Source organism: Amycolatopsis sp. NPDC114478, assembly GCF_055633805.1.
Genome location: NZ_JBVKDO010000011.1, coordinates 58,077 through 84,187 on the forward strand (window position 1 = coordinate 58,077; position 26,111 = coordinate 84,187).

Genomic DNA, 26,111 nt, shown 5'->3' on the forward strand with positions numbered 1-26,111 from the left:
CGGGGATGATCCGGCCGGCATGAGACCGCTGACGGCGGCGGCGACCACGGGACGGAGTGGAAGAGCCATTAGCGCCAGCGGGTGGCGTCGTCTTCGACCGGGAACCGACAGGTGTCCGAGTGCACGGTTGCGGTGTCAGCGAGGTGCGGGCCGGAGGTGGACGGGCAGGCTGGTGTGCCCGTTGGACAGGAACGTGGGCAGGGTGGTCAGTTCCTCCGGTGGCACGGCGAGGGAGAGCTCCGGGAATCGATCGAACAGTGCTGGGAGTGCCACTTCGGCTTCGAGCCGGGCCAGCGGCGCGCCCGGGCAGTGATGCACGCCGTAGCCGAAGGTGAGGTGCGGTGCGGCCGCGCGGGTGATGTCGAACTCGTCGGCGGTGTCGCCGTGCTGGGCGGGGTCGCGCCCGGCGGCGCCGAAGCCGACCAGGATCGCGTCGCCGCGCCGGATCACCGTGCCGTCCACCTCGATGTCCTCGACCGCGTACCGCAGCGGCGTGTACGGGATCGGCGCCTGCCAGCGCAGTGTCTCCTCGATCACGGCGGTCCAGGACCGTTGCCCGGACCGGACCAGGGCGAGCTGATCAGGGTGGGTCAGCAGCGCGGTGACGGCGTGGTCGAGCAGGTTCACCGTGGTCTCGTGGCCGGCGGTCATCATCAGCATCAGCGTGTCGACGAGCTCGGTTTCGGTCAGCGCGCCGTCCCGGTCGTCGCGCGCGGCGATCAGGGCGCTGGTCAGGTCGTCGGCGGGCGCCGCGCGCTTCTGCGCGATCAGGTCGGTGAACAGGGTGTACGCCGCCGCCACGTTCGCCTGCGCTTGGCCCTCGGTGATCGCGCTGTCGAAGAAGCCGTCCACGACTTCGCGGATCCCGGCCTGGCTGTCCTGCGGGACGCCGAACAGCCGGCAGATGACCTCGATGGGCAGCGGGTAGGCGTACCGCGCCCGCAGGTCGACGGGCGCGTCACTTGAATTCGCCTCGATGGCGTCGAGCAGGTCCCGGGTGATTTCCTCGACTTCCGGGCGGAGCGCCTCGGTGCGACGGGCCGTGAAGGCGGCGGCGGTCAGGGAACGCAGCCGCCGGTGGTCGGCGCCGTAGGCGGTAAACATGTTCCGGATCGACACCCAGATCCGCAGCGGCCAGTCTTCGGCGATGTCCCCGTTGGTGAACGCGGGCCAGTGCTGCACCGCGTCCTTGGACACCCGGGCGTCGGCCAGCAGCCGACGCAGGACATCGTGGCCTGTGGCGGCCCAGGCCGGAACGCCACCGGGCAGTTCGATCCGGGTGACCGGCCCCCGTTCCCGCAGGCGGGCGCCTTCGGCGTGCACGTCGGATGCGTTGACGTCGAGCGTGATCGGCGGTTCCATTTTCATTCCCCCCTGCCGGTTTTCGCGCGGATCCCGGCCGATATCGAAATGCGGAATGCTGGCTGCGGGTCAGCGGGCGTCCAGTGTGCAGATCACGGTCGCTCCCTTGCGAAGGGTGTTTCCGGCGCTTTCGCGACCTTCGCGACCGTGTCGCGCCGACTCGCGGGCTGCTGTAGAACGGCGCAGCGGTTAAAGAGCCACTGTTGTTCCAGAACTCAATTCAAGGCGTGACCCCACCGGTGGGGTTCACCGAACAGAAATACATTTTGAATCCGGCGCTGCAGGAAAGGTGTGGCAAGATGGTGGCCGCAGCCGAGTGGGCCGTGGCCGCCTGAGTCGGCGTGGCGACTACGTTCAACCTGGTGAACACGCCTGCGGTAGTGATGCAGCACGTAGCCTTCTGGCTTCCGGTTATGGTGTCACCCCCAAGGATCGTCCGGTCGACAGCGTTAATAATTGTGCCATCGCGAGGGCGCGGTTCGCGTGACCTCAACGAGTGAAATGGCACGTGGCCAGCGCTTGTCCGCCATCTCAGCGAAGTCACCCGCGTGGGGGATATTGGAGCTGGTATCAGGTGAACAATGGGTGACCAATGCGCTTTCTTGACGGGGAAGTTCGAGTTTCGACCGCTCCGGCTGCCGCGCGGAGCAAGCTAGAGGGGAATTCCACACTGCTGGGCGTTCATGTCGTCGGATCCTTCGCTCAAGCGCGGTGCGGACGTCAGGTCCGCGCTCTTCCTGATCGGTGCGAGTGAGTTCGGAGGCACGCCGTGCGTGAGCGGGTCCCCGCCGGTGCGGTGTCGGTCGAACGGGACGGCGCGGGTGCCGATTGGCTCTCGCGGTCGCGCAGGTAGTCGGAGGTGAAGGGCAGGCCGAGAAGGAGTGGTCGTCGGTGTCCCAGGTCGGGTCCTTCACCGTGTCGTCGGGCTGGGCGCACCAGGCGTGCGCGGCCGGGAACCCGCTCGTGTGGATGGCGAACCCCTCGACGTACACCAGACCCTAGGCCTCGCTGTGCAGGGTCGCGTCGCTGTAGCAGTGCTTCTGGAGGTCCCAGGGTTGATCTGGCGGAAGAGGCGCCGGGGTGAACCATCGGCCGTTGTCGCGCACGAGCGCTTCGACGCTGGCGTGCCGGCGGCCCGGCTGTGGCAGGTATGCGCCGGTCATTGCCCGCTCCTGCCAGCGTCAGGTGAATCTGGCGACGGCCACCTGGACCGTGCTAGACCACGTCGAGGCACAACTCCCGGAAACGTCCTGGGAGGTGATCGAGTCAGTGATCGACAAGCGACAATCGGTGCTGTCTCGACCGCGCTGCGCTGACCTTCTCGCCTTAGTGAGTGACGTTCGATGGCTCGGCTTGACAGGACGGTAGTAATCTCACATCATCCGAACAAGTGTTCGAGTAATGTTCGGGTGTAACTGTTCAGGTCGTTGTCGGGCTGCGAGCGGACGTGTGGGATGATCTTGTTGTGGGGGAAGGTGTTCGTCCGTCGTATGACGAGCTGGCCGCGCTGGTCGCAGCGCAGGCCGTGGAGCTCGCGCGTGCGCGGGAGGAGATCACCGCATTGCGGGCCGAAGTCGCCGCACTCAAGCACCGGCTGGGCACAAACTCGGGTAACTCCTCGATGCCACCATCGTCGGACCGGTTCGGCAAACCCGCCCCCAAGTCACTGCGGGGCAAATCCGGACGCAAGCAGGGCAAGCAACCCGGAGCGCCTGGGGCGAACCTGTCACTGGTGGAGAACCCGGACACGATCCTCGACCACGAGCCGTCGGCCTGTTCGGGATGCGGCGCGGCCCTGCGCCGCGCCCGTCGTGCGGGAATGATCCGGCGGCAGGTCGTGGACCTGCCACCGGTGCGTCCGTCGGTGACCGAGCATCGTCTGCACCGGTTGCGGTGCCGTGGTTGCCGCCACGTCACGACCGCGCCCGCACCGGCCGAGGCGACCGCGCCCGCCTGTTACGGGCCGAACGTGACCGCGTTGGCGGTCTATCTGCTGACCTACCAGCACATCCCGGTTGCCCGGACGGCGCAGCTGTTGGCGGACCTGCTCGGGCTGCCCGTGTCCACTGGCTGGACCGCCGGTGTCCTCCCTCCGGTCGCCGCCAACCTCAACGGGTTCGCCGAACGGGTCGAGGACGCGTTGCGGGCCGCGCCGGTGGCACACTTCGACGAGACCGGCATCCGGGTCGAAGGCAAGAACTGGTGGCTGCATGTCGCGTGCACCCCACGCCTGACCGCCTACCTGCCGCACCGCCAGCGTGGTGGTGAGGCGATGGATGACTTCGGGATCCTCACCCGGTTCCACGGTGTCGCGGTCCATGACGGCCTGATGTCCTACCAAGACTACGGACGCAACCACGCCCGCTGCAACGCCCACCACCTCCGAGAACTGGTCGCGGCCAGCGAGGCTTATCCGGAGCACACCTGGCCCAGGATCGCCATCAAGACGCTCGAGCAGCTCAATACCGCTGCTCATACCGCGCGAGACGCCGGCCTGGACGCGATCCCCGCCCACGTCGCCGATCCGTTGATCTCGAGGTTCGTCCGCACCGTCCATCTTGGCCTGCTGCTGCACCCACCGGACCGAGGCCGTAAGCAAAGCAAGACCCGGAATCTGCTGGTCCGTTTGCGCGACTACCAGCAGCAAGTGCTGCTGTTCGCCCGCGACCTCACCGTCCCGTTCACCAACAACCAAGCCGAACGCGACCTACGCATGATCAAAGCCCAGCTGAAGATCTCCGGCGGCTGGCGCACCCAGCACGGCGCCCAGGCATGGTTACGCGTCCGCGGCTACATCTCCACCGCACGCAAAAACGGACTCCACATCATCACCGCACTCCGCGACGCCATCACCGGAAACCCCTGGCTGCCAACAACTATCGAAATGACCTGAACAGTTACGTTCGGGTTCGCCTGCGATCTGTGTACGCCGGTGTCTCCGGTGCGGGCTCGTGGTGCTGGAGGTGAGCGGCAGTGGCGAAACCGGAAGCGCTCGCGGAGCTCACCGCGATCGCCGGCATCCGCACGGCCTCCCAGCTCCGTCAGCCCAGCCCAGACACCACGGAGTCATCCGGCGCGCTTCCGGTGCTGTCGGCGCTGGGCGCTTTGCTGCCCGGCGGTGGGCTGCGGCGGGGCAGCACGGTCTCGGTTATCGGGTCGACGTCGCTGGTGCTGGCGTTGCTGGCCGAGGCGTCCCAGGCCGGGTCGTGGGCCGCGGTCGCCGGGATGCCCGACCTCGGCCTGGTCGCCGCTGCCGAACTCGGCGTCGACCTGGACCGGATGGCGCTGGTCCCGGAGCCGGGCGCAGAGCTGGTAGCCGTACTCTCGGCGCTGGTCGACGGCTTCGACTTGATCGTGGTGGGCCCGACGGTGTGCCGCAGCGCTTCACCGCAGCTGGCACGGCGGCTCGCAGGCCGGCTACGTACCCGCGGCACTGTCCTGCTCGCCGCAGGGCCCTGGCCGGGCGTCGATGTCGAACTGCGCCTGTCCGGCCACACCTGGCGCGGCACCACCCCCGATGGCTACGGGTATCTGCAGGCCTGCGACGTCGTGGCCACCAGCCGCGGCCGTGGCGCCGCCACGCGCCCGCAGTCGATCCCGCTGCAGCTGCCCGACACCGGTGGCGCCGTCGCTGCCGCTCGGGAGCGAGTGGCCCGGCGGCCGCTGATCGAGGTGGCCGGGTGAGCGACGCGCCGCGGCTGCTGGTGCTGTGGTGCCCGGACTGGCCGGTTGTCGCTGCCGGTGCCGCCGCGGGCACATCGCTGCTGGAACCTGCTGCGGTGTTTTCGGCGAACCGGGTGGTGGCCTGCTCCGCAGCCGCGCGCCGCGGCGGGGTGGGGCGCGGGATGCGCCGCCGCGACGCCCAGTCGCGGTGCCCGGAGCTAGTGGTGCACCAGCATGATCCCGATCGCGATGCCCGGGTGTTCGAACCGGTCGCTGCCGCGGTGGAGCAGCACGCGGTGGGCGTCGAAGTCGTTCGTCCTGGGGTCGTCGCGGTCCCGGTCGGCGGGGCGGCCGGCTACTTCGGCGGCGAAGAGGCGCTGGCGGAGCGGCTGTTGGACGAGGTGTCGGCGAACGCCGGCGTGGAGTGTCAGATCGGGATCGCCGACGGGCTGTTCGCCGCGACCCTCGCCGCTCGCCGGGCTGTTGTCGTCGCCGCTGGCGGCTCCGCGCAGTTCCTGTCGCCGCTGCCGATCACCGAGCTGGATCAGCCGGGGGACGAGCGCGGCGAACTGGTCGGGTTGCTGACGCGGCTGGGGCTGCGGACGCTGGGCGCGTTCGCCGCGATCGCGGAGCGGGACGTAGCTGGCCGCTTCGGGCGCGATGCGATCCTCGCGCACCGGCTCGCCCGCGGCTTGGCGCAGCGTCCACCGCTGCGCCGCGCCCTGCCGCCGGAGCTGGAGGTGATCCAGGAGTTTGAGACGCCGCTGGAGCGAATCGACGAGGCCGCGTTCATCGCGAAAACGCTGGGCGAGCGCTTCTTCGCCGGTCTGGCCCGCCACGGGATGGCGTGCACGCGGTTGGCGATCGTGGCGGTGACCGAGTCAGGCGAGGAACGGCTGCGGGTGTGGCGGTGCGCGGAACCGCTGACCGCCCGCGCGACCGCGGACCGGGTGCGCTGGCAGTGCGAAGGCTGGCTCACCGCCACCCCAGGTGACCGGCCGAGCTCCGGGATCATCCGGCTGCGGCTGGTGCCGGAGGAACTGGTCGGGGGTGAGGCACTGCAGCTGCAGCTGGGCGCGATGGGCCGCGACGCCGACGCCGCCGAGCGGGCCGGCCGGGCGATGGTGCGCATCCAGGGGCTGCTCGGGCCTGGGGCGGTGCTTACTCCGCTGGTGGACGGCGGCCGGAGTCCAGCCGAGCGGGTTCGCCTGATCCCGTGGGGCGATCCCCGGGGCGCGGTGACCGCGGATGCGCCGTGGCCGGGCCGGCTGCCGGCACCGTCCCCGGCGACAGTCCCGCGCCGCGCGGTCCCGGCGGTCGTTCACGGCGCCGGCGGGCGCGAGGTCGGGTGCACGATGCGTGGGGAGCTGACTGACCTGCCGGTGACGGTCGCGGTCGACGGCGAGCCAGCGCTTCGAGTGATCAGCTGGGCCGGCCCGTGGCTGCACCGTCCGACCGTGCAGGCGGGAAACCCGCCGGGAGCAGCCCGGGCCCAGATGGTCCTCGCAGACTCGGCCGCGGACCGCAACAGAGCGCTGATCCTGGCCGTCACGATCGGCCAGAACCCACAGTGGACGGTCGAGGGGATCTACGACTGACCGGAGAGTCTGAAGGGCTCCGCCCCTTTCGGGTGGTTGCCTCGGTTTGCGCGCCGCTACCCGGCCGGTCTTCCCACACTGACGGGGAAGGACGCATCCAACCAGCTCGGGAACCGGGGGACATCGTGGGCGTGCTGCTGAAACCGACCTCGCAGATGGGTCACTGGGCAGTCGAGATGTTCACCGACAGCGCCCGTCTTCACCGGACCGCGCCCGCAGACAGCGCACCCACCGCACGCGCCCCCAGATCCGCACATGCCGTGTCGGACGATGTGACGCTGCCCCAGCTGGACGTCGAGGAGGCGTCGGCCGAACGCGGATTCGGGTTCGAGATCATCGACCTCGGCCCGGTGATCGCCACACTCGACCAGGTGCTCGGCGATGCCCTGTACTGCGACTTCATCGGCCGGGTGAACAGCGACCTCGGCCGATGGAGTCACCCGCGGACCGAGGACGGCTGGGTCACGATCGCAGGGCCCGTCGTCGAGGCCGCGACACGGGTCCATGACCGCACGGTGGAGCTGCGCTACGTCCACGTCGCCGAACTACACCAGGCGCTCATCGACTTCGCGGATACTCGCGCGGCCGACGATGCTTCGGGGTGAGCGACCCGATCGGCTGAACCCATTGGCTCTGACCTGTGCTCATGCGAATACGCTCGGGCTACCTGCGCCAGGACTCACGGGCGGCAGAAGGGAAGGACAGGTTAGTCGGCGCTGCGGGTCCCGTTGGTGAACGCACGCTGGTGCTGCTCGTAGGTACGGCAGACGCGCGAGGAAGGCCTGGGCGATGCCGCCCTCCGGCAGTGGCGCGGTCCAGATGTAGCCGGGCATGCGCGCGCGGGCGACCGCGACGAGGGTGCGACCGTAGCCGAGTCGGCGGTACCCAGCGGCAACCTGGACATAGTCGAGCGTGGCACTCCGGCAGGAGGTGCAGCACGTGATGGTGGCGGTGCCGGTAAGGGCGCCGTCGAGGCGCAGTTCGATGTGTCCGGTGAGGCTGTCGGCGCCTGGCGGCCGCACGACCAGCACGAGTCCCTGCTGTGGCGCGGCATCGGGTGGATATTGGACCGCCGTGTCGAGGTGAGCCCATTCGGACAGACGTCGTTCCGCCTGGTCACGAGCTTCGATGAGGCGGCAGGTCTCCCAGAGTTGTGCACTGCTGGTCATGACCGCGTTGCCGGGTAGCGGCCGCGCGCGTCTGCAACATCCGGACTGCCTTCGGCGACGTAAACAAACGTGACCGACGACACGACGCCGCCGTCCACGGCCGCGCCGGCTTCGCACCAGCCCTTCGGGCCATCACGACCAGCAGTGGTCGATGCCCGCTCGAGGTGGCCTGAAACAACCTGTTCGGCACCGGCAACATAGATGAACATGACCGACGATGCCTCCCGGCCCGACCCGCAACTACCTGCCCTGCCGCGCTCTGACACAGCGACGCAGCGGGCGCGGCTGCGGGAGCTGTCGCCGAGGATCATGTGGCTCACCGCGGCTGTGATTGCTGTGCTCACTGCGGGAGCGGTCGTAGTGCTGTGGTGGGCGGCGACAGCCGGGCTCAGCGGCCCCGAGTTGGTTTCCGCGAGGCTGGACGCGCTGAAGGTCGGGTTGAGTGTGGCGTTCGGCAGCGGTGGTGTCGTCGCGCTGTACCTGTCCTGGCGCCGACAGCACTCCACCGAGGCAGACCTAGACAACCGCGAACGTGCCCTTGCCCATCAGGAGCACGATGCGGCCGAGCGGCGACTGACCGAGCTGTACCTCAAAGCCGTGGAGCAGCTCGGCTCCCCGCAGGCTGCGGTTCGCCACGGCGGCCTCTACGCCCTCGAACGGGTTGCCCAGGACAACCCGCGCCAGCGGCAGACGGTTGTCAACGTGATCTGTGCCTACCTACGCAACCCCTACGTTCCGCCTCTGGAAACCAGCGGGCCGCGTCCGCTGGGCGTGCGACGCCCTCTGCTGCGATCGACCGCTGTCCGCCGCACCCTCACTCCAGTAGTCGGCGGGGCCCACGTCCGGGAGAACCAACTGCAAGAACGCGAGGTTCGCCTTACCGCCCAACGCATCCTGAAGTTCCATCTTCTCCCCGGTATGGATTCCTTCTGGCGCGATATCGAGATTGACCTCACCGGCGCCACCCTCATCGGCTTCTCCTTCAATAACTGCACAATGGCCACAGCAGCCTTTGACGGAGCGACCTTCACCGGCGACGCCTGGATCGTCCAGGCGACCTTCACTCGCGGCGCCTGGTTCGGCAGGGCGACCTTCACCGGCGACGCCTGGTTCGACTACTCGACCTTTGCCAGCAATGTCCAGTTCGACCGGACAACCTTCGCCGGCGACGCCAGGTTCAACAGGGCGACCTTCAATGGTGGCGCCTCATTCAGGGGGGCGGCCTTCACCGGCGGTACCGGGTTCAACGAGGCGACCTTCACCAGTAATGCCTCGTTCAGCCAGGCGACCTTCACTGGCACTGCCGCGTTCAGGAAGGCGACCTTCGCCGACGTTGCGGATTTCGACGACGCGACCTTCAGCGGTGATTTTAGGTTCGACGGGACAACCCGCATGGGGCTTGCCTTCAAGCCAATTGAGCGGTACACGTCACTGCGTGATGAGGACGTTCCCGATTCGAGAGAAGGCGCAGTCTAACGTTTTTGTCGACTCCGCCGGATACATTCACAATTGGTGTGACGGGCGCTGCACCGGCGGATCAATGAAGGCCACGCGGCGCGGCCGGTGACCGGACCCGCTGACCGGGCTGAGCAGGTCCAGCCTCCCCTCGCTGGACCAGTCCGACGACCGCAGCGCGCATATCGGGCTCCTGCAACGGAAACCGCTGGCTGCGGCCGATAGCCGTTTTACTGAGGATGTGTCGGAAGGATATGGACAGGTGTGGCGTTCAGGGAACGCCGCACCGTCGTCCGGCGTCCGGTGCGGCGTCCGCGCTCCCGCCACCGGCTCCTACAGCGACGAGGACCGCCGCGCTGAGCTGGAACAAGCTCGCCGCAGCGGGATCATCGCGGCCGCCCGGGTGAGCTGGCGCCCCTGACCTCGGGCTCGATCCGCTATCGCCGACGGATTGCCCGATCCGTTCTTCCGGCCGCGTAAGCCAGCGAAGATCTGCGTCGGGTGGGGCCGCCCTTCGGCAGGTGCGGGGCCTTCGACACGCGTGTCGCCCTCCCGCCGTAGATCTTCGTCGTGGGCTTGGATGTGCCGATGACTCTCTCCGCGGTGCCGTTCGGCGAGATCGCGAAGGTCGTCGGCCATGTCGCTGGCGGGCTGAAGGCCGCGCACGGCATGTGGGCGGCAGTCCCGCCGGGCAAGAAGGACAAGGGCGCGAAGGCCGCGGCCCGGGGCGGCGCCTACCTCGGGTTCCTCGTCGCGACCGGTGACCTGCTGACCTGGTTCGTGGAGCTGGGAGCGATCGCGCTGGCGTCGCGGCAGTGGGAGCCGTTCCAGTGGCGGCACACCACGACGGTGATGTACCTGTCGGCCGAGGCGCGCAAGTCGTTCTCGGGCTACTTGGCCGCGTTGTCAGAGATCAGGTTGGTCGGTAACCCGGAGCCGCGTGCCGCTGCGGAGGAGATCACGGCGATCGTGGCTCAGCTGTTCGACTGCATCCCGACCGAAAGGAAGGCGGCGGATCGGGCAGTGCAGTTGGAGCGGGCCGGGGCTTGGCAGCTCCGTCTGGGTGAGGCACAGAAGGACTTCGTTTTGGTTGCGCGACGGGATGTCGGGACGGCGAAGAAGCTGCGCACGTACTGGTGGCAGCTCTGGCGTTCCCGAACGGTCGAGGAGTGGCCGGGTGGCTGGCCGGGCCCGACGGTCACGTCGGCGACGAAGGCGGAGGCGACTACGTGACCTGGGACCAGATCGCAGGGCCGCTGGTAGGCGGTGTCATCGCCTTTCTCGGAGTCATGCTCACCCAGTGGTTCACGGCCCGCCGCGAGCGGAAGAACCGGACCAACACGCATTTGTCGCGGCTGATCGACAAGCGGTATGACCTGTACATCGAGTACGTCAACGTGATCAACGACAATGCCGGCATCTTCCTGGGCGAGAACTACTCCGGCGCCGATCCGGACGACGTCCTGCAGCGGCTAGTGCCGCTGGAGCGGAACATGCAGGTCTTCGCCAGCAGCACGGTAATCGGGGCGCTTGAGGAGTATCGCTATGTCATGCGCAGGCTGGCCTCATGGGACATCTTGGAGGAGCAGCAGCAGGCCGAGCTTCAGCGTGAGGAGCACATCGTGTCCCATCTGGCGCTTGAGGCGATCCGCGCGGACTTGAAGATTGACTCGTACGAGAGTTGGCTTGCGCGGCGCCGTAACTTCCGGCGGGTCAAGCGGACGATGTTGGCGTACATGCCCGAGATCGATCGGGTTGCGGCGGAGCGTGCTGCACGGCGCGTCGACGCCCCGGAGCGCTCCTCGGAAGACGATGGCGGAACGTCACCGTGACGGCTTCCTCGCGACCTCGAGTGCGGGGATCACTGCGGTCCTTCGCTGGACTGGCGGTGCACGCACAGGGGCGCAGCGGGTGGGTGCGGGATGCGGGCACGGAATGCCTGCGCGATGCCTCCGGACGGCAGCGGGGCGGTCCAGCGGTAGTCGGGGGTGCGGGCGTGGGCTGCGGCGACGAGAGTGCGGCCGTAGCCGTGACGGCGGTACTCGGCGACGACGTGGACGTAGTCGAGGGTGGCGATCCGACACGCGGGACAGCAGGTAAGGGTGACGGCGCCAACGGCGGCGCCGTCGAGCACGAGCTCGATCCGGCCGGTGAGGGTGCCGGTCTCGGGCGGGTGCGCGATCAGCACGAGTCCCTGCTGCGGCGCGGCCGCGGGGAGGTGCTGGTCGGTGACGTCGAGCTGGGCCCATTCGGCGAGGCGACGTTCGCTCGGGTCGCGCGCTTCGATGATCCTGCAGGTTTCGCAGAGTTGTGCACTGCCGGTCATGACCGGATGATCTTGATCGATGAGCGACAAGGTGTGGCGGGTTGTTCTCACCCGCGCAGAGCTTCCTGCCGAGGCAGGATCTGCACCGTTCGGAGACGACCTGCTGGCGGACCGCGCAGGATGGCTCCGGCGTGAGCGGCTGAACGAGGGCACCCCGTTCCTGCTTTCCCCGGCGTTCGAGTTCGACGTCGATCTGAACGAGTTCTTCCGATCACCGGCCATGGCGCATCGTTCGTTGCTGACTCAGCAGGGCTATGCCCGTGATCTCGCGGCCTTCCTGTCCTTCCTGTGGGCGGCAAGAGACCACCGATCGTGGCGGGACGCGGTGGAGGACGATCATCTTGCGTACCTGGTGTGGCGGCGCCAGGACCCGGCCGGTCCTGGCGTGTTGGGCGCGACGTGGGATCGCGAGGTTGCGGCGGTGAATCAATTCTACCGCTGGGCCCTGCAATGCGGACACGTGCACGTCAACCCGATCCCACAGAAATCCCGACGTCCGGCGCCGTCAGGATCGGGGTGGGCAGGTCGCCGCACCTTGGATGAGCAGCGCCCGGCGACGTATTCGCACAGCGGCGGCCGCAGCGACGTGACGTGGCTGCCACCGGCGTCCTACCGGGTGTGGCGCGACGTCGGGCTCCGCGGCTACGGCGCGGACGGCCTTGCCCGAGGAGGTTTCCGTGGCCGGTGGGCGACCCGTAACGCCGTGTTCAGCGACGTGATGGTGCGGACCGGCCTGCGGCTGCAGGAGCAGTCCGCGCTGACCGTGTTCGAGGTCCCTGAAGAGAGCGGGCCGGTGCGCGGCTATCGGCGGTTCTGGCTGCCGGAAGCGATCGCGAAGGGGACCTCGGCCCGCTGGGTGTACCTTCCGGGGTCGGCGCTGTCTGATCTGCGGTCCTACATCCGGGTCGATCGCGCTGCGGTGGTCGCCGAGGCGCAGGAGGAAGGCCGATACCGGCGGCTGCGGCGCCCGCTGGTGCTGGAGGGCCCCACGCGTGCGGTCGCGGTCCGCGTCGGCGCGGGCGGGGCGGTGAAGCTCGCGCGGCTGGGGCCGGCCGAGCGGCAGCGGGTGCTGTTCGACGGTGAACACGGCTTGGAGCCGGCGGCGCTGTGGCTCGGTGAGCACGGGTTGCCCCTGTCGATGTCGCGGTGGAAAAGCGTGTTCGCCGAGGCCAACCACCGCTGTCGCGACGCCGGTGTGGCTCTGCAATGCCACGCGCACATGCTGCGGCACACGTTCGCGGTGGTCACGCTCGAGCAGCTGCAGCGCGGTCACCTCGCCGCGCTCGGCGAGCTGAACCCGCAGCAACGCACGCACTACACGCGGATCTTCGGGGATCCGCTGGACTGGGTGCGTCGACGACTCGGGCACCGCTCGATGGTGACCACCCAGATCTACCTGCATGCGCTGGCCGAGCTGGAGATGCAAACGCGGATGGCACTGGTACCGGACGGATGGGAAGACCCGCGCGAGCCGTCGGTGATCGCGTTGGCCGGAGAGCACGAGATCGTCTGGTGACCGGAAAGGACAGTCGGGGAAGCACGCATCGCGGTCACCGCGCCGCTCTGCCCGATTCTGGCTGCTACGACCCTCGGCCTAAGCCGGGCACAGACGGTGTTGTTGCTCTGGCGGTGCCGTTTGCCGGCGAGGACGGACGCCGGTACGTGTTCGACGTCGCCGCGCTACCGCTGCCGGGATGGCATCCACCGCTGGCCGCGACCCTCGCTCAGCTGATCGGGCCGGGAGGCAGCCGCCGGACGCTGCCGTCAGCCAAGGGCGTGTGGTCGACGATGGCCCGATTCATCCGCGCCCTCGCGCAGACAGCCGATCCTCCAGCGCATCCGGGAGCGCTGACGACCAACCAGGTTGAGGCGTACTTCCAGGACCGGCGACGATCGGTGACCGCCCAGTCGGTCGGTGTCGAGCTGCTCGGACTGCGCACCCTGTTCGGCATCGCGCCGTTACAGGATCAGCTACCGGCCAGCGTGCTGGATCATCTCAGCCGCCGAGCCACGATCCCCCGGACCACACCGAAGTCGGGCTACAGCGACGGCGAGCTCGCCCGCATTCTGCACGCCGTCCGCGCCGACGTCGGCGCGCTCCGTGCCCGGATCGACGCCGGAGAACAACTCCTCACCTCGCCCGACGACGACACGGACAGCGCCCAGTCTGCGGTCCGCGCACTTGCCGACACAGGTGAGATCCCATGGAAGGGTGGCACCGCCGCGAGTCCCGAGAAGCTTCGCCGGCGTGCGCTGGCCGGGCAGCTGTTTGTCACCCGGCCTGACCTGGAACCGCTGCTGATCCTGCTGACCGCGCTGACGCAACGGAACGTCGAGACCATCAAGGAACTACCCGCCGAGCACCGGATCCTGGAGGGTCGCGCGGTCGAGCTGCAGGTGATCAAACGACGACGCGGGCGGCAGCGCTGGACCGAGACGGTCACCTGGGAGATCGGCCCACCGCATCGCGAGCTGCACACGCCCGGCGGGCTCTATCTGCTCGCGCACCGGCTGATGGCCCGCGGCCGCGCCTTCAGCAACGCGTCCTCGATCTGGTCGATCTGGCGCAACGCCGACCGCAGCCGGCCAACAGTTTCCGAGCACGCAGATCCGTTCGCGCACAAGCTCGACGCCAGCCTGAAGCTGCCCGCCTGGAGTGCCCGCCACGGGCTGCGCACCGACCCGCGACCTGACGGCTCGACTGACCCGTTGATCATCGCTTGTGGCCGGGTCCGCACCAGCATGGAGGTTCGCCGCACCCGGGCCGTCGGGGGTTACCTGCCCTCCGCAGCCCGGTCCAACAGCGCTGCGGTGTTGTTCGCGGACTACCTGCGTGGCGACCAGACGACGATCGAGTGGGCCGAGGACGTCACCGCCGAGGCGCTGATCGACGCGGAGCGGGAGGCCTTGGGAGCCCACCAGCGCGCACTGGCCGACAGCGGCCGCGCCACGTTGCGGATTCACGCCTCGACCGAGCCGCCTGAGGTTGCCGGCGCGGTCGAGGCGGCTTGGAACGCGTGCGCTAACCCGCACGAGCATCCAGCCACGTGCCAGCCATGCCGGCGAGTGTCGTTTCTGGACTGCTTCCACTGCGGGAACTGCGTGATCACCCCCGTGCACCTGCCCGCGATCCTCGCCTTGCAGCAGACCCTGGACCAGCGCCGCACCGTCGAGAGCACGGACCGCTGGTGGGCGCGCTACGGCCCCACCTGGGCAGCAATCCGGCACCACGTCCTGCCGAAGTTCACCCCCGCCGAACTCGAGCGCGCTCGCCGCGAGCCCGTCCCTGACGTGCTGCTCGACCTCGCCGAAGATCCCTGGGAGCACCCGTGACACACGCCGCGCATGCCTGCGCCCCTCACCCGGTCGAGGATGACCTGGTACTTGCCGGACGGCCGCTGCGACCCGGCGTCGCGCTGGAGACCACGTCACGGTTCGCCGACCCGGTCTGGGAGCTCGGCCCCGCAATCCTGCAAAAACAGGCCAGGGATCTCCGACTCGACTTCTCCACCGTGCCCACGCACTACCGCGGGACCGCGAAGGAACTGTTCCACACCATGCTGTCCGGGTCCCTTCCGTCCGACGAGCCGCGCCTGGCGATCTCCACCGTGCATGCCGCGTTCGCCCGCCTCGCCCGTTTCCTGACCTGGCTTGACACTGGCCAGGCGGCCACCGGCCGGACAACACCGCTCGCGATCCGGGACGTCACCGCCGCCGAGCTGACCGCCTACGAACAACACCTTCGCCTGACTGGAGCGTCGGGGATGGTGCGGGCGCAGGCCTGCACCGCGGTCCGCCTGCTGTGGCGGTACCGCGGTTCGCTCGGTGACGCCTTGACCCTCGATCCTGCGGTCCTGGACGGCTGGAGCGTGCCCCTGTCGCAGCGCGGGGAAAACGCGACGAACCGGATCCCCGAAGAGGTCCTCGGCCCGGTGGTCGGCTGGGCGCTGCGGTTCGTCCGCGACTTCGCGCCCGACGTCCTCGCCGCAGTCAGGTGTGTTCAGGACTATCGCCACCCTCGCGGGCTCAACCGTCAAGGCGACAACCGTGGCGTCGGTGACCGGATCCAGGCCGTCCTCGACGGCTACGTCGCCGCCGGAGATCCGCTGCCTGGGCATGAGCATGGACCGAATCTGCGGTTTCTTGCCTGGCAGGCAAAGTGCCGGACAGAGTCGCTGTATCACGGCGACCGGCCCGCCGCGGTCGAGGCCGCGGCACGGATCGTCGGCGTCGCGCCTGAAAGCCGGCTCCCGGTGTCCATTCGGTGCCGCCTGGACGGACAGCCCTGGCTGGACGGTATCCCGGTCAGTCATCCGCGGGAGTCGGCGGACGCGCTCGCGCGGATCCTGTTCATTGCCTGCTACATCACCATCGCCTACCTGTCCGGCATGCGCGACAGCGAGATCAAGCACCTCCGTCGTGGCTGCCTGCGCATTCACCGCACCCCGGGCGGCGCTCCCTACCGCTGGTCGGTGCGGAGCCTGGCGTTCAAAGGCGAGCACGATCCCCACGGCGCCGCCGCAACCTGGACGGTCGGCGAGCCCGCCGCCCAGGCCCTCGCCGTGCTGGAACAGCTCCGTCACGGCACCGGCGAAGACCTGCTCTTCGTCACGTTCGACGCCACCCCGGCCCGCGGCACCACCGACCACGGCTACCGGGAGGTCTTCGGGACGGCGTCGACCAACCAGCAGCTGCAGGACTTCATCACCTGGATCAACCGCTACTGCCACGCCCACGGCCGCAGCGACACAGTCCCCGACGTCGATGGACGCCCCTGGCCGCTGCGCACCCGGCAGTTCCGTCGCACCCTCGCCTGGTTCATCGCCCGCCGTCCGGGCGGCTCCATCGCCGGCGCCATCCAATACCGGCATCTGAGCATTCACATGTTCGAGGGCTACGCCGGCACCTCCGACTCCGGATTCCGCGCCGAGGTCGAAGCCGAACAGGCCCTCACCCGCGGCGAAGCACTGCTGGCCATGGCCACCGACCACGACCATCCCGGCCTGACCGGACCGGCCGCCGCCGACGCCACCCAGCGCCTCGGCACGTTCGCCGCCGCCTTTGCCGGGTCGGTCGTCACCGATCCCCGGCGGCTCGAGCGGATGCTTCGCCGCTCCGATCCGGCCGTCTACCCGGGCACGTACGTCACCTGCGTATTCAGCCCCGACGCCGCCCTCTGCCTCAACAAGCGCGCCACCGAATCCCGACCCGACCTGACGGCGTGCCGACCACTGGAGTGCGCGAATGTCGCCCTTACCAGCGCGAACCAGGCCGCGCTGCGCGACGAGGTGTCCCGCATGGAGGACGAACTCGCGAGAACACCCGCGCTCCCGCCGCTGCTGCGGCACCGCCTCACCGAGCGACGCGACCGCATCACCACGTTCCTGACCCGTCACGCCACGGAGACACCATGACCCGCCACCGCGGCCTGCCGACCGACGCCGACGTCCGAGCCGCCCTCGACGCGCTCCGCGCAGCTGCCGAGACCACGACCGGACGGCCGCCGACCGTGATCGCCCTCGCCCGGCGCGTGGGGCTGGCGAACACCACCTTCCGCCGCAACTTCCCGGACGTCGTCGCCGACATCGTCCACGGCCCCGACGGCGGTCCGACGCCCGACACCAGCCAGGGAAGTAGCACCGCGCTGCAACGGCTCACCGAACAGAACACCCGGCTACGGCACACAAATCGCGAACTCTCCGCAGACCTGGCGCTGGCGATGGCCACCATCCAACGTCTCAGCCTCGACAACCATCACCTGCGTGTCGAACTCGAAGCGGCCTGCAACGTCAGCCGCATCAACACCGGACCACCCCGACGGTAGTGCGGCGGGATTACCAGCACCGGCTTGTCACATCGGCGGACCGGCTGCCGCCGACGTATACTTACCAACCGGAACTGGAACCGGTCCAGGCACGCAGTCGTCGTTACACACCAACAATAAGGACTTCAACCAAGGTATCACCTACACCACCTATCTGAACTACGTCGCTCACCATGGCTACGCTGCCGTCATCGTCAGGTTTCCGCGGCATAGGCGACTCCGAGAGAACCGAGTCTGACGCGATGCAAGCCATCGAATCTAACGACACGTACGACAGCATCGAGCAGGTTGCGAACCAACCGTGGTAGAACGGCGACGTCGGCATCTGAGGCGTGACCCGACCACACCGGATCATCACGATCATGGGACGCTGCTATAGCATCCAAGACATTGCATCAGTGGCCGTGAAAGTCACGATTGACGGTCACATGGTGGCGCAGAGGCATTTCCGCCACCGGCTGGCCTCATCGTGACGCGTCCGGCAACAGTCATTCATATAAGCACGCACCTCTCTGACAGGAGCCGCCCGCTGATGCACGAGTACACGCCCGCTGCCGACGAAGTAGTCCGCGCACTAGCCGACCTATCCCGACGTCGGCTTGCCGAACCGCGGTCGCTGGGGAAAATCCCCAGCGCTACAGAGTTGCAGCAAAGCTTGGGATCAACGATCACTCCGGAAGGTGTGGGCGCCCACCACGCGACCGAACTCTGGACCGAGGTCATCGAGCCTGCCTGTTTGTCCCTGGACCACCCACGCTTCTTCGCGTTCATGCCGAACTGTCCAACGATCTACGCTGCCGCGTTCGACGGGCTCGTCGGCGCCTCGAGCATTTACGCCGGCGCATGGCTCGAAGGCGCTGGTGCGATCCACGTCGAAAACCAGGTTCTGCGCTGGATCGCAAATCTCGCAGGCTTCCCGGCATCAGCTGGAGGAACATTCGTCTCTGGCGGCACCACCGGCAACCTGTCCGCGCTCGTCGCGGCACGCCACAGCGCCCGCTCGACAGATGAACGGCGCTCTGTCGCGGGCGCCGCTGTCTGCATCAGCGAGAACACGCACTCCTCCATCCGGTACCTGCTCGAATCCGTGATGGGTGTTGACGTGATCGCGGTGCCCCCGGATGACCGAGGACGCCTGACCGGGAAACAGCTGCGCAACTATACGCAGTCGATCGGTGCGGACAAGCGGGCGGAGATCTTCGCGGTTGTCGCAACGGCCGGTTCGACGAACGCTGGCACGGTCGATGACCTTGAAGGTGTCGCCGGCGTTGCCAAGGAGTTCGGCTGGTGGCTACACGTCGACGGCGCCTACGGCGGCGCCGGCCTGCTCGCACCCGAGCTCGAGGACCTGTATCGAGGCATCGAACACGCCGACTCGTTTATCATCGATCCCCATAAATGGCTGTTCGGTCCATATGACTCGTGCGCGCTCATATACCGAGACCGTGGCCTCGCACAAGCAGCCCACACCCAACACGCCGCTTATCTAGACCCTCTCGCCGATGCGAGCGAGATGAACCCGTCCGACTTCGGGACCCATCTCACGCGCCGGGCCCGCGGCTTGCCCTTGTGGTTCTCGCTCGCCGCGCACGGCACCAACGCCTACCGGGCGGCTATCGAACAGACTCTGCTGGTCGCCCGCGCGGGTGCCGACCTCATCCGGGCCGATGAGCACCTGAAACTGCTAGTGGAGCCCGATCTGTCGGTATTGCTGTTCGAACGGACCGGTTGGGCCGGTTCTGATTACTCGGCCTGGAGTTCCAGATTGCTACGAGACCAGGTCGCATTCGTGACACCCACGGAGCACAAGGGAGACCCGTGCATCCGGCTTGCGATCTTGAACCCAACAACGACCGTCGGCGATCTTCTAGCGATCTTCGAGTCGACGCACTAATACCTCTTCAAAGAAATGCACGCGGTGCGTTTGGAGCAGTCATTCAACATCGCGGTCGGCATCGAAGCGGCTTGGGTCGTTCTAGATGAGTAGCCGATGTCGCTCGTTGAGCGATAGCGGAAGCCTCGCTCGGATGCTACGGCGAGCAAGACGGTGGCGAAGCGACGGCGCAGGTAAGCCGCGCTAACCCGACATTTCGAATCACGTCTCGACGGTCGACGTCGCATTGCTTGGTCTTCAGGTTGCCTATCTGGCGGTTGCGGGGTTCCAAGAAGATCTCGGTGGGCGACCTTGGATGTCGGCGAACTGACCTTGAAGACGCGCTCGGCACGATGGTTTGGAATTTCTTCCTCAAACTCGTTGGGGACTTCCAGCGACGTCGCCCGGCTCCGGTGCTCCTCTTTACAGACGTTGGAGGTGGTCATGCGCCGATGGAGCGAGTGGTCGTAGCCGATCGGCTGGCGGTGTCGGTGGCCGGGCTGTGTCGGCTGGCAGTAATGATTGCGGTCAACGGTCAGGCCGCAACTGGGGTCACAAGCAAAGGGTGCCATGCAGGCGATACCGGTGACTGTAGGTCTGGGTCATGCCGTAGTGGGTGAGGTACTCCCCGCGCAGGCACTGGACGGGGACGCCTGCGGCGGGCCGGATCGGCAGAAGATCGCCGTACTCGCCGCGGGCGCCGGATCGCGGACCGCCGACGGCGGGCTGGCCGGCGGTCACCGGAAGTCGCGCGACGGTGCGGTCGCCATGGACAGGTCGAGCGCTTCGATCCGGTCGGCGACGAGAGTGACGACTCCTTCCGCGGCTTGGACCTGTCCACGGATGAGCAGGGCGGCGCTGGCGCGGGCGACGACACGGTTGCGCTGCCACAGCCCCGGCGAGACCAGGACATTGGCCATGCCGGTCTCGTCCTCGAGGTTGAGGAACGTGATCCCGCCGGCCGTGGCCGGCCGTTGCCGGTGGGTGACCGCTCCGCCGACCCAGACTCGGGTGCCGTCCTCGACGCGTGCGAGGGCGGCGGTAGTGATCGCGCCGCGCGCGTCGAGCAGCTCCCGCAGGAACTGCACGGGATGGGAGTCGGGAGAGACGCTGGTGGCCCACAGATCGGCGGCGGTGACCTCGAACCGGGTCATCCCTGGCAAGGCAGGGGCGTCGAGGCCGGGCACCAGGCCGGGCAGGTGCCCGGGTCGGGTAGTCGCCGCGGCACCGGCGGCCCAGACGTCCTGGCGGCGGTCGCCGCCGAAGCGGGTGAACGCACCGGCGGTGGCGAGGGCTTCGGCGGCGGTCTTCTTGAGCTGGACGCGGCCGGTGAGGTCCCCAATTCCGGTGTAGTGGCCGCGGGCTTGGCGTTCGGTGACGATCTGCTCGGCCACGTCGTCGCCGAGGTGCCGGACACCGGCAAGGCCAAGTCGGATCGCGACCCCGCCGGTGCTGTCGGCGTCGGGTTCGAGGGTGGCGTGCGCGAGGCTCGCGTTGATGTCCGGCTCGCGCACGAGCACGCCGTGGCGGCGGGCATCGGCGACCAGGGACTGCGGGCTATAGAAGCCCATCGGCTGCGCGCGTAGCAGCCCCGCGCAGAACGCGGCCGGGTAGTAGCGCTTGAACCACGAGGATGCGTAGACCAGCAGCGCGAACGACATCGAGTGGGCTTCGGGGAAGCCGTAACCGGAGAACGCGTGGATCTGCTCGAAGATCCGGGTGGCGAGCTCCCGGTCGAGGCCGTTGGCGGCGCAGCCGGAGAAGAACCGCGCCATCAGCGCCTTCATCTTTGCACTCGACCGTTTCGCACCCATCGCGCGGCGGAGCTGGTCAGCCTCGGCGCCGGTGAAGCTCGCGACGTCGACGGCCATCTGCATGACCTGCTCCTGGAACAGCGGCACCCCGAGCGTCCGGTCCAGGGAGCCGGCGAGCAGGGGGTGGGCGTGCTGCCACTCCTCCTCGCCGCGGCGGCGCCGGATATAGGGGTGCACCGAGCCGCCCTGGATGGGGCCGGGCCGGATGAGGGCGACTTCGACGACGAGGTCGTAGAACTTCCGTGGCCGCAACCGCGGCAGCGTCGCCAGCTGAGCACGTGACTCGACCTGGAAGACCCCGACCGCGTCGGCTTCGCAGAGCATGTCGTAGACCTTCGGGTCGGCCAGGTCGAGCTTCCCGATGTCCACGGTGGTGTCGTGGTGCTCGGCGACGAGATCGATCATGTAGTGCAGCGCCGACAGCATGCCGAGGCCGAGCAGGTCGAACTTGACCAGCCCGACGGTTGCGCAGTCGTCCTTGTCCCACTGCAAGATCGACCGGTCCGCCATGCTCGCCCACTCGACCGGGACGATCTCCGACACCGGCTGCTTCGAGATCACCATGCCGCCGGAGTGAATGCCGAGGTGACGAGGAAAGTCCTCGATCCGGCCAGCCAGTTCGAGCACGTCGGCTGGGATCTCTCCGGCGCTCTGCTGTTTCGTCGCGGCGACGCCGCCCCAGCGATCGACCAGTTTCCCGTAGGCGTCTTGCTGCCCGGGGGAATGCCCGAGCGCCTTCGCCGCGTCCCGCACCGCGGAGGGGGCGCGGTAGGTGATGACGTTGGCGACCTGCGCGGCGTGGAATCGGCCGTGCTTTTCGTAGACGTACTGGATGGCTTCCTCGCGGCGGTCGGATTCGATGTCGATGTCGATGTCCGGCGGCCCGTCCCGCGCCGGGGCCAGGAACCGTTCGAACAGCAGGTTCCACTTCACTGGATCGGCGTGGCAGATCCCGAGGGCGTAGCAGACCGCGGAGTTCGCCGCCGAGCCACGGCCTTGGCAGAGGATGTTGGCTTCTTTGCAGAATCGGACGATGTCCCACACGACGAGGAAGTAGCCGGGGAAATCGAGGGTCTTGATCACGTCCAGCTCGTGTTTCAGCTGCGCGTACGCCCGCGGTGATTCCTCGCGGGTGCCGTAGCGGGTGGCGGCGCCGGCCCAGGTCAGCTCGGCCAGGAACGACATCTCGTCATGCCCGGCCGGCACGTCGAATGGCGGCAGATCCGGGGCCACGAGCTGCAGGTCGAACGCCACCTCCACCCCGAGCACCGCGGCGCGGCCGACGGCGCCGGGGTAGCGGCGCTCGAACCGGCGCCGCTGCTCCATCCCCGAGCGCAGGAACGCCTGCCCCGACGGCGGCCGCCACCCCTCCAGCTCCTCCGCTGACCGGCGGGCGCGGACCGCGGCGACGGCGTCGGCGACCGGCGCGTCGGCGGGGGTGGCGTAGTGGACGTTGTTCGACACGACCGTCGGCAACCGCAGATCGCGGGCCAGCCCGTCGAGCAGGTCGTTGGCCGCGTCGTCGAGAGGCTGGCGATGGTTGATCAGCTCGACGGCGACGTGCTGATGCCCGAACCAGTCGACCAGCCGCTCCAGCTCGGCCCGCGCCGCGGCCGGACCGTGCTCGGCGAGCGCGCGCCGGACCGGGCCTTTGCGGCAGCCGGTGAGGACGACGACGTGCCCGGCCAGCTCGTCTACGACCTCCTCGACGTCGTAGACCGGGCGACCTTTCTCGCCGCCGGCGATCTGGGCGTGGGAGATGACGCGGCAGAGCCGGTGATACCCCTCCTGCTGCCGGGCCAGCACGAGCAGGTGCGACCCGGCAGGGTCGGGCTCGCCGGCCTGCGGCGCGGGCAGGTCGAGCGAGAGCTCGGCGCCGAACCCGACCCGCACGCCGAGTTCCCGGGCGGCGTCGTTGAATCGCACGGCACCGTACATGCCGTCGTGGTCGGTGAGCACCAGTGCGTCCAGCTCCAGCCGGGCGGCTTCTTCGACGAGGGTTTCGGGGTGGGAGGCGCCGTCGAGGAAGCTGAAGTTGGAGTGGACGTGCAGCTCGGCGTACGGGGCACGGAGCCGGTCGCCGCCGTCGTCACGGCCGCGCCGGTCGCGCAGGTCCGCCGGGGCGCCGGCGTAGCCCTCGCGCTTGCGTGACCACGCGGGCGAGTCGCTACCGTCGCCGAGCACCGGTGCCCGGCCGGAGGCGATGCGCTCGACTTCCGACCAGGGCACGCTCGGGTTGTTGAATTGGAGAGACGGTTCGCGTCTGACCGTTGACCGGTCGGTTGTGTGTCGGGTCCCCACTGGCGGCACCACCCTGTCGTGCTCGGGCGCTGTGGGGAAGACAGCGTGTTCACTTCCCGCTGGCCGGTCACACGGTCAGGGGAACAGACGTTCGATTCTAGGTGTCATGGTGGCAGAGTCAATCGCGCACCGGGCAGAGTTGCATCGGTCACAACGGGGCTGAGCGGTCGTCCGACCTGCCGCGCTCTACAGCCGACTGCGCGAGCACGGCATCCCCGTCCTTTCCGAGCGCAACGCCGCACGGCTCGTGCTCGCCGCGGAGCCGCCGGTGGACGTGCTCGCCAGCCTGACTGGTATCGAGGTCGCCACTGCAGATGCCTGGAACAAGCGAGTCGGCCACGACCGGGCGCCCTACATTGCGGCCAAAGACGACGCTCAGGCCGGTGCTCGGGTGCGGGCTCGTCGGCGTCGCGCGGCAGGGCCGGGTGCGGTCGAACGGCCCCGCCCGTCGTCAACTGACCGGGCTGCGGCGTTCGAGGAAGACGGTGTCGTGCCAGATGCCGTCGCGTTGCGCGATGCGTTCGCGGACACCGAGCGTGCGATAGCCGGCGGTGCGGTGCAGAGCGATCGACGCGCGATTTTCGTTGAAGATGGAGGTCTGCAGAGTCCACAAGCCGGCCGCGTCGGCTTCGGTGACCTGCTTGTGGATCAGTGCCTTGCCGACGCCGCGTCCGCGGTGCCCGTCGGCGACGTAGATCGAGGTTTCGGCGACGCCGGCGTAGCACTCGCGGCTGGAGACCGGCGTAGCGGCGGCCCAGCCGACGACCTGGCCGTCGAGCTCGGCGACCCAGCGATGCCCGGGCAGCCACTTCGCGTGCAAGTCCTCGCGGCCGGGGACCTCGGTCTCGAAGGTGGCGATCCCGGTAGCCATCCCTTCGCCGTAGATCCGGCGGACCGCGCCCCAGTCTCCGCGGCGCAGCGGGCGGACGGTGACGCCCTCGGGGAGGTTGTCCGGGCAGCAGGGGCGGGGGGCCAGCATCCCCATGACGGCGTCAGCGGCGTGCGGCAGCCCCGTGCAGCAGGCCGGGTTGACCGAGATCACCGTGGCGGTGGCGCGCTTGCGAAGGTGAAGGAAGCCGACATCGGCGAGCTTGCGCACGTGATGGGACACGGTGGGCTGGCTGATGCCCATGATCTCGGTCAGCCCGCCGATGGTCAGCTCCCGGCCCGCCGTAGCGACGACGTGCAGGATCTTCACCCGCATCGGCTCGGCCAGGCAGGAGAACCACTCCGCGTAGGTCGCGGCCTCGGCGTCCGGGAGCACCGGCGCCGTGAGCGGGAGCGTCGTCGTCATGTCCACAGTATTGACCGCGATCGATGGTTGCGTCAATCGACGACGGTCTATACATTGCTCGGCATTGATAGAGCGTCTTCGATGAAAGGGTGTGGGGGATGAGCGAGTTGCCTGTCGTGGTGATCGGAGCGGGACCGGTGGGGCTGGCCGCGGCCGCGCAGCTGCGGGAACGCGGACTGCAGCCGCTGGTACTGGAACGCGGCGAACAGGCCGGCGCGGCCGTGGAGCAGTGGAACCACGTCCGCCTCTTCTCGCCGTGGTCGGAGCTGGTCGACCCGGCGGCCGCGCGCCTGCTCGAGCCGACCGGCTGGACACGCCCCGACGGCGACAGCTACCCGACCGGGCAGCAGTGGGCGGAGCGCTACCTGCGGCCGCTGGCCGACGCCCTCGGCGACCAGGTGCGCTTCGGCGCCAAGGTCATCGGCGTGGCGCGACGCGGCCGGGACCGGATCGTCGACAGCGGCCGCGACGGCGAGCCGTTCTCAGTCCACATCCGCACCGCCGAGGGCGGCGAGGAGCGAGTCCTGGCCCAGGCGGTGATCGACGCGTCCGGCACGTGGTCGACCCCGAATCCGCTCGGCGGCGAAGGCCTGCCGGCGATCGGCGAGCGCGCCGCGGCCGGCCGGATCTCCTACCGGGTCCCGGACCTCGCCACCGAGAAGCCGCGTTACGCGGGCAAGCACGTGGTGGTCGCGGGCAGCGGGCACTCGGCGTTGACCGCCCTGGTCGCGCTCGCCGGGCTCGGCGAGTCCGGGACGCGGATCAGCTGGGTGCTGCGCCGCGGCGGAGTCGGGAACACCTTCGGCGGCGGCGAGGCCGACCAGCTGCCCGCCCGCGGCGCCCTCGGCCTGCGCGCGAAGGAAGCCGTGGACACCGGGCTCGTCACGGTCGTGACCGGGTTCCGCACCGAGGCGATCGAGCGTGACGCCGATGGCCGGATCGCGCTGGTCTCGGCGGACGGCGCCCGCGTCGAGGCGGTCGACGAGGTGATCGCGCTGACCGGGTTCCGGCCGGAACTGTCGTGGCTGTCGGAGATCCGGCTGGAGCTGGACTCGACGCTGCAGGCGCCGGTCGCGCTGGCGCCGCTGGTCGATCCGAACGTGCACTCCTGCGGCACCGTCTACCCGCACGGCGCGAAGGAGCTGGCGCATCCGGAGCAGGACTTCTTCCTGGCCGGGATGAAGAGCTACGGGCGCGCGCCGACGTTCCTGGCCCAGACCGGTTACGAGCAGGTCCGCAGCATCGCCGCCGCCCTGGCCGGGGATCACGAGGCCGCCGCCCGGGTCGAGCTGATCATGGCCGAGACCGGCGTCTGTGGCGGTGCTGGCCTGTTCGACGAGGCCGAGCCGGCCGTCGGCGGGTGCTGCGGCGCTCCCGAGCCGGAGATGCTGACGTTGTCGGCGCCGTCGGCCCCGTCGAACTGAACTAAGCC

Annotated in this window: 20 protein-coding genes; 14 read left to right on the forward strand and 6 right to left on the reverse strand. The window is 68.9% G+C overall.

The genetic code is table 11. The features are described 5' to 3' along the window. Positions 1-135: 135 nt before the first annotated feature. Entirely contained in the window at positions 136-1,362 is a 1,227-nt protein-coding gene (locus ACZ7OH_RS28100) for a cytochrome P450 family protein (protein ID WP_470283548.1), read from the reverse strand. Positions 1,363-2,827: 1,465 nt separating this feature from the next. Here ACZ7OH_RS28100 and tnpC point away from each other — a divergent pair. The 4 genes from tnpC (at position 2,828) to ACZ7OH_RS28120 (ending at position 7,228) form a co-directional block, all read left to right on the forward strand. Continuing rightward, a complete protein-coding gene (gene tnpC, locus ACZ7OH_RS28105; RefSeq protein WP_470283549.1) occupies positions 2,828-4,255 on the forward strand; it encodes an IS66 family transposase in 1,428 nt (475 codons plus the stop codon). 80 nt (positions 4,256-4,335) lie between these two features. Next, the gene (locus ACZ7OH_RS28110; RefSeq protein ID WP_470283550.1) at positions 4,336-5,046 is read left to right on the forward strand and encodes a hypothetical protein; all 711 of its coding nucleotides are present in this window, start codon (positions 4,336-4,338) and stop codon (positions 5,044-5,046) included. Then, positions 5,043-6,623, forward strand: a complete 1,581-nt coding sequence (locus tag ACZ7OH_RS28115) for a DNA polymerase Y family protein (RefSeq protein WP_470283551.1) — start codon at positions 5,043-5,045, stop codon at positions 6,621-6,623. The genes ACZ7OH_RS28110 and ACZ7OH_RS28115 overlap by 4 nt, the downstream gene beginning before the upstream one ends. A 125-nt stretch (positions 6,624-6,748) precedes the next feature. Then, positions 6,749-7,228: a hypothetical protein gene (locus ACZ7OH_RS28120; RefSeq protein ID WP_470283552.1), complete on the forward strand. Its 480-nt coding sequence runs from the start codon at positions 6,749-6,751 to the stop codon at positions 7,226-7,228. 39 nt (positions 7,229-7,267) lie between these two features. On the opposite strand, the gene ACZ7OH_RS28125 is transcribed toward ACZ7OH_RS28120, so the two are convergent. Together ACZ7OH_RS28125 and ACZ7OH_RS28130 are read right to left on the reverse strand one after the other, a co-directional pair. Continuing rightward, the gene (locus tag ACZ7OH_RS28125; RefSeq protein WP_470283553.1) at positions 7,268-7,792 is read right to left on the reverse strand and encodes a hypothetical protein; all 525 of its coding nucleotides are present in this window, start codon (positions 7,790-7,792) and stop codon (positions 7,268-7,270) included. Then, complete coding sequence (locus ACZ7OH_RS28130) at positions 7,789-8,001, reverse strand: hypothetical protein (RefSeq protein WP_470283554.1); 213 nt, start codon at positions 7,999-8,001, stop codon at positions 7,789-7,791. The genes ACZ7OH_RS28125 and ACZ7OH_RS28130 overlap by 4 nt, the downstream gene beginning before the upstream one ends. On the opposite strand from ACZ7OH_RS28130, the gene ACZ7OH_RS28135 reads away from it, so the two are divergent. The 4 genes from ACZ7OH_RS28135 to ACZ7OH_RS28150 all read left to right on the forward strand — a co-directional run bounded on the left by ACZ7OH_RS28135 (position 8,000) and on the right by ACZ7OH_RS28150 (position 11,079). Beyond that, positions 8,000-9,268, forward strand: coding sequence for a pentapeptide repeat-containing protein (locus ACZ7OH_RS28135; protein WP_470283555.1), 1,269 nt, complete (start codon positions 8,000-8,002; stop codon positions 9,266-9,268). The two genes, ACZ7OH_RS28130 and ACZ7OH_RS28135, sit on opposite strands and share 2 nt — an antisense overlap. A 241-nt stretch (positions 9,269-9,509) precedes the next feature. Further along, positions 9,510-9,668, forward strand: coding sequence for a hypothetical protein (locus ACZ7OH_RS28140; RefSeq protein ID WP_470283556.1), 159 nt, complete (start codon positions 9,510-9,512; stop codon positions 9,666-9,668). 182 nt (positions 9,669-9,850) lie between these two features. Next, positions 9,851-10,480: a hypothetical protein gene (locus ACZ7OH_RS28145; protein ID WP_470283557.1), complete on the forward strand. Its 630-nt coding sequence runs from the start codon at positions 9,851-9,853 to the stop codon at positions 10,478-10,480. After that, the gene (locus ACZ7OH_RS28150; protein ID WP_470283558.1) at positions 10,417-11,079 is read left to right on the forward strand and encodes a hypothetical protein; all 663 of its coding nucleotides are present in this window, start codon (positions 10,417-10,419) and stop codon (positions 11,077-11,079) included. The genes ACZ7OH_RS28145 and ACZ7OH_RS28150 overlap by 64 nt, the downstream gene beginning before the upstream one ends. Positions 11,080-11,108: 29 nt before the next feature. Here the strand turns inward: ACZ7OH_RS28150 and ACZ7OH_RS28155 are convergent, their stop codons facing one another. Beyond that, positions 11,109-11,573 carry a GNAT family N-acetyltransferase gene (locus tag ACZ7OH_RS28155; protein WP_470283559.1) on the reverse strand — a complete coding sequence of 155 codons (465 nt, stop codon included), beginning with the start codon at positions 11,571-11,573 and terminating at the stop codon, positions 11,109-11,111. A gap of 19 nt (positions 11,574-11,592) precedes the next feature. On the opposite strand from ACZ7OH_RS28155, the gene ACZ7OH_RS28160 reads away from it, so the two are divergent. The 5 genes from ACZ7OH_RS28160 to ACZ7OH_RS28180 all read left to right on the forward strand — a co-directional run bounded on the left by ACZ7OH_RS28160 (position 11,593) and on the right by ACZ7OH_RS28180 (position 19,291). Further along, positions 11,593-13,089: a tyrosine-type recombinase/integrase gene (locus ACZ7OH_RS28160; RefSeq protein ID WP_470283560.1), complete on the forward strand. Its 1,497-nt coding sequence runs from the start codon at positions 11,593-11,595 to the stop codon at positions 13,087-13,089. A gap of 146 nt (positions 13,090-13,235) precedes the next feature. Next, a complete protein-coding gene (locus ACZ7OH_RS28165) occupies positions 13,236-14,906 on the forward strand; it encodes a hypothetical protein (protein WP_470283561.1) in 1,671 nt (556 codons plus the stop codon). Continuing rightward, positions 14,903-16,987, forward strand: a complete 2,085-nt coding sequence (locus ACZ7OH_RS28170) for a hypothetical protein (RefSeq protein WP_470283562.1) — start codon at positions 14,903-14,905, stop codon at positions 16,985-16,987. Before ACZ7OH_RS28165 ends, ACZ7OH_RS28170 begins: the two co-directional genes overlap by 4 nt. Further along, a complete protein-coding gene (locus tag ACZ7OH_RS28175) occupies positions 16,984-17,397 on the forward strand; it encodes a hypothetical protein (RefSeq protein WP_470283563.1) in 414 nt (137 codons plus the stop codon). The genes ACZ7OH_RS28170 and ACZ7OH_RS28175 overlap by 4 nt, the downstream gene beginning before the upstream one ends. Before the next feature lie 532 nt (positions 17,398-17,929). Beyond that, a complete protein-coding gene (locus ACZ7OH_RS28180; RefSeq protein ID WP_470283564.1) occupies positions 17,930-19,291 on the forward strand; it encodes a pyridoxal phosphate-dependent decarboxylase family protein in 1,362 nt (453 codons plus the stop codon). Positions 19,292-20,007: 716 nt separating this feature from the next. Here the strand turns inward: ACZ7OH_RS28180 and ACZ7OH_RS28185 are convergent. Then, positions 20,008-23,313, reverse strand: coding sequence for an error-prone DNA polymerase (locus ACZ7OH_RS28185; protein WP_470283565.1), 3,306 nt, complete (start codon positions 23,311-23,313; stop codon positions 20,008-20,010). Between the two features lie 523 nt (positions 23,314-23,836). Continuing rightward, entirely contained in the window at positions 23,837-24,679 is an 843-nt protein-coding gene (locus ACZ7OH_RS28190; protein ID WP_470283566.1) for a helix-turn-helix domain-containing GNAT family N-acetyltransferase, read from the reverse strand. Between the two features lie 98 nt (positions 24,680-24,777). On the opposite strand from ACZ7OH_RS28190, the gene ACZ7OH_RS28195 reads away from it, so the two are divergent. Continuing rightward, positions 24,778-26,103, forward strand: a complete 1,326-nt coding sequence (locus ACZ7OH_RS28195) for an FAD-dependent oxidoreductase (protein ID WP_470283567.1) — start codon at positions 24,778-24,780, stop codon at positions 26,101-26,103. Positions 26,104-26,111: the final 8 nt, after the last annotated feature.

Coding starts and splice junctions, on each gene's coding strand:
- ACZ7OH_RS28130 (WP_470283554.1), bottom strand. CDS start 8,001: ATGTTCATCTATGTTGCCGGTGCCGAACAGGTTGTTTCAGGCCACCTC.
- ACZ7OH_RS28195 (WP_470283567.1), top strand. CDS start 24,778: ATGAGCGAGTTGCCTGTCGTGGTGATCGGAGCGGGACCGGTGGGGCTG.
- ACZ7OH_RS28160 (WP_470283560.1), top strand. CDS start 11,593: ATGAGCGACAAGGTGTGGCGGGTTGTTCTCACCCGCGCAGAGCTTCCT.
- ACZ7OH_RS28190 (WP_470283566.1), bottom strand. CDS start 24,679: ATGACGACGACGCTCCCGCTCACGGCGCCGGTGCTCCCGGACGCCGAG.
- ACZ7OH_RS28135 (WP_470283555.1), top strand. CDS start 8,000: ATGACCGACGATGCCTCCCGGCCCGACCCGCAACTACCTGCCCTGCCG.
- ACZ7OH_RS28100 (WP_470283548.1), bottom strand. CDS start 1,362: ATGGAACCGCCGATCACGCTCGACGTCAACGCATCCGACGTGCACGCC.
- ACZ7OH_RS28125 (WP_470283553.1), bottom strand. CDS start 7,792: ATGACCAGCAGTGCACAACTCTGGGAGACCTGCCGCCTCATCGAAGCT.
- ACZ7OH_RS28155 (WP_470283559.1), bottom strand. CDS start 11,573: ATGACCGGCAGTGCACAACTCTGCGAAACCTGCAGGATCATCGAAGCG.
- ACZ7OH_RS28175 (WP_470283563.1), top strand. CDS start 16,984: ATGACCCGCCACCGCGGCCTGCCGACCGACGCCGACGTCCGAGCCGCC.
- ACZ7OH_RS28180 (WP_470283564.1), top strand. CDS start 17,930: ATGCACGAGTACACGCCCGCTGCCGACGAAGTAGTCCGCGCACTAGCC.